The organism is Nitratifractor sp. (assembly GCF_015487065.1).
Lineage (GTDB): Bacteria > Campylobacterota > Campylobacteria > Campylobacterales > Sulfurovaceae > Nitratifractor.
This window is the reverse complement of record NZ_WFQN01000011.1, coordinates 1-3,149: the sequence shown is the minus strand read 5'-3', so window position 1 is coordinate 3,149 and position 3,149 is coordinate 1. Positions and strand designations below refer to the sequence as shown.

The following is a 3,149-nucleotide window of genomic DNA, read 5'->3' as shown; positions in this document are numbered from 1 at the left end:
GGCACCAGCTGCCCCTCCCGCTCCAGAAGCGTCTGAAAGATCCGTCCCTGGACCTCCCCCAGGTAAAAGCTCTCTCCATCCTCCATCTGGACCTTGCCGCTCTCCGGTTCGAAACGCAGGTTGCCATAACGCAACACCCGGGTGGCCGAGTCGGAGGTCTGCTGGAAATGGCGGCGGATCCGCAGGAGAAGCTCCTCAGGATCGAAGGGCTTTTTGAGATAATCGATCGCCCCCAGATCAAAGCCCTGGGTAATGGTCCGGATGTCCGTTAAAGCGGAGATGTAAATGGCCGGTGTCTGATCCCCCGCCTCGTAGAGCTCTTTCAAGACCTCCAAGCCATTAATGTCGGGAACGTTGATATCCAGAATATAGAGATCATAGCTTGTGTCGAAGGTCCGGTCAAAGACCTCCTCTCCACGGGTCACCCGCTCCACGTCAAACCCTTCCATCTCCAGAAACTCCTGGAGGCTCTCACCCAATACCGTATCATCTTCCAGCAGCAGAATTTTCATGGTGTAGATTATATTACCTCAAAATATACAAAGAATTACCCGCTGATTTTTCCGCTGAAATCGAGACTTACCTCGGTCCCTTCCCCGGGAACCGATCGGAGACGCAGTCCGATCCCTTCATCGTCACAATACCGCTTCACCAGTGCCAGCCCGATCCCTTCGCCTTTCACATTCCGGTCACTCTGATAATAGCGCTCATAAATCCTAAGGATCTCGTTCTCATCCATACCGATCCCCCGGTCACGGATCAACAGCTCTCCCCCATCTAAGCGAATCAAAATCGGTTCTTTTTTGTCGGAGTATTTCATGGCATTTTCCAGCAGATTGTCCAGAGTCTGTTCCAACCCGATCCGGTCGGCGGTGATGAAAGTCGATTCCAGGTTCGTCTCGATGGGGTTGCGCCCCATCTCTCTGAAAAAGGCAGCCCGTTCCTCCACCACATCCGCCAAATCGAAATGTTCCCTCTCAACCGGGGCGATCTGCCGCTTGATATTGTAGGAGAGTTCCCGATAGAGCCGTGCCAGACGCTTCGAAGCCGCTTCGATTCTTCTGATCCGCTTTGTCAGCCGTTCATCTTCGCTCTTTTTGAGGATCATACTCGTGTTGGCTTCGATGGTAGAGAGAGGCAGATTGATCTCATGAAGCACCTCTCTCACCAGATGCTCCAGCTCCTCCTCCTGGCGATGACGACTCTCAAGCTGCCCCGATAGAAAGATATAGCCTACGATCATCACACCGGGGAAGAGGATCGCAAAGGCGGTCAGGTAGTTGCTCCTGTCAAAGCCCTCCTGCGCAAGAAAAAGAAAGTGAATACCGAAAAAGGCGACGATGATTGTTCCGAAAATCACCAGGGACCAGATCAGCTCCTTTTTCATTCCGAAACCCGATCGATTTTAGAGAGGTCGAAACGGTACCCCACGCCACGGATATTCTGAATCACCTGAGGAAAAAGCTTTTTGAGCCGGGTTATGTAGACCCGGATCGCCCCCTCACTGGCCTCTTCGTCATAGCGCCAGAGACGCGCTTTGATCTCCTCCTGGCTGACGGTCTCCCCAGAACGTTCCAGGAAAAGTTCCAAAAGGTCATAAATTTTCCGTCCCAGCCGAAGCGGTTTCCCCTCCAGCAGCAGATCCCGGGAGCGGGGATCCATGGTATACACCCCCAGGGTTTTCGGCCCCTCCCCCCGATGCCTCCTCCGCAGCGCAGCCGCCAGTCGGGCTGTGAGCTCCTCCAGATCCACCGGCTTGCGCAGGTAATCATCGGCTCCGATCTCGAATCCCTCCAACAGCGACGCCTTGTCTTCCCGGGAGGTGAGGAAAATCACCGGTGTCTCATCTCCGCTCTGACGCAGCTGGCGAAAAGTCTCCAGACCGTTCTGAAACGGGAGGTTGATATCAAAAAGGTAGAGATCGAAACGGCGGGCATAACAGAGCTCGAAGGCCGTGTGGGGATCGTGGCACGCCTCCACCTCGAAGCCCTCCTCCTCCAGCCAGTCGCAGAGGGTCTCGCTGTAGAGACGGTCATCCTCGAGTAACAGGATTTTAGGAATGTTCGTCTGCGGCATGGAACTATTTCAATATCGAAAAAAGCGTTGCCATGCAACGCCAACCGCCATTCTCCATCCTCAATCCTCCATCTTCCATCACATAAACATTCCGCCGTTGACCTTCAACGTCTCGCCGGTGACATAGGAGGCGTGATCACTGAGCAGAAAGGCGATCGCCTCGGCCACCTCTTTGGGCTCTCCGAAACGCCCCAGGGGGATCTTGGCGATGAAGTTCTCTTTGATCTCGGGCTTGAGCACCTCGGTCATCTCCGTCGCGATGAAACCGGGAGTGACGACGTTGTAGCGGATCCCCCGTGGGGCCGCCTCCTGGGCGAAACTCTTGGTCATGGCAATCATCCCCCCTTTGCTGGCAGCATAGTTGGTCTGGCCGGCGTTGCCGGTTTCGCCGACGATACTGGAGACATTCACCACCGACCCGAAACGCTTCTTGCCCATCACCTTGAGCGCCTCGCGGCAACCGATGAAAGCCGATTTGAGGTTGGCCTCGATCACCGCCATGAACTCCTCGGTCTTCATCCGCATCGCCAGCTTGTCCTTGGTGATCCCGGCATTGTTGACCAGGTAGCTCAGCTCCCCGTCACTCTCCACGATCTGCTTGATCGCCTCAACGAACGCCGCCTCGTCGCTGACATCGAAACCGACGGTCTCGGCGGACCCACCCGCGGCGAGAATCTCCCCTTTGACCGCTTCCGCCTCGGCCTGGCCGCTTCGATAGTTGATCCAGACCTTCAGACCGTAACCCGACAGAGTTTTGGCGATCTGCGCTCCGATCCCCCGACTTGCACCCGTGACCAGAACATTCTTTCCGCTAAACTGCATTCATACTCCTTAAAATTTTATTGATCCGTTTAAAAAGATCTCAGAGAGGTTTCACTCGATGGCGACAAAGGAGCGCTCAACCCGTGAAACGGGCGCTTGCGTTCGCGACTGCCAGAGCTATCGAGTGAAACCGGTTTTCCTTGTAGAAAAATCCTTTCAGCTCTCGATCAAGGATTCATCCATCTCTGCCGGTTTTTCGAGTCCCATCAGTTCCAGCACCGTCGGGGCGATGTTGTTGAGCCCGCCGTGGG

The 3,149-nt window shown here is 55.1% G+C and carries 4 protein-coding genes; all 4 read right to left on the bottom strand.

Annotation, left to right across the window (positions count from 1 at the left end):
• Positions 1 to 512, bottom strand: a 512-nt coding sequence (locus F8I07_RS00510) for a response regulator transcription factor (protein ID WP_292654329.1), incomplete at its 3' end; no start/stop codon positions are given.
• Between the two features lie 35 nt (positions 513 to 547).
• The gene (locus F8I07_RS00505; protein WP_292654327.1) at positions 548 to 1,387 is read right to left on the bottom strand and encodes a HAMP domain-containing sensor histidine kinase; all 840 of its coding nucleotides are present in this window, start codon (positions 1,385 to 1,387) and stop codon (positions 548 to 550) included.
• Entirely contained in the window at positions 1,384 to 2,076 is a 693-nt protein-coding gene (locus F8I07_RS00500; protein ID WP_292654325.1) for a response regulator transcription factor, read from the bottom strand. The genes F8I07_RS00505 and F8I07_RS00500 overlap by 4 nt, the downstream gene beginning before the upstream one ends.
• A gap of 78 nt (positions 2,077 to 2,154) precedes the next feature.
• Entirely contained in the window at positions 2,155 to 2,898 is a 744-nt protein-coding gene (fabG, locus tag F8I07_RS00495) for a 3-oxoacyl-ACP reductase FabG (protein WP_292654322.1), read from the bottom strand.
• Between the last annotated feature and the right edge of the window lie 251 nt (positions 2,899 to 3,149).

What these genes read in the sequence shown, in the direction of transcription:
- F8I07_RS00500 (WP_292654325.1), bottom strand. Translation starts at nt 2,076, where the DNA reads ATGCCGCAGACGAACATTCCTAAAATCCTGTTACTCGAGGATGACCGT.
- F8I07_RS00505 (WP_292654327.1), bottom strand. Translation starts at nt 1,387, where the DNA reads ATGAAAAAGGAGCTGATCTGGTCCCTGGTGATTTTCGGAACAATCATC.
- fabG (WP_292654322.1), bottom strand. Translation starts at nt 2,898, where the DNA reads ATGCAGTTTAGCGGAAAGAATGTTCTGGTCACGGGTGCAAGTCGGGGG.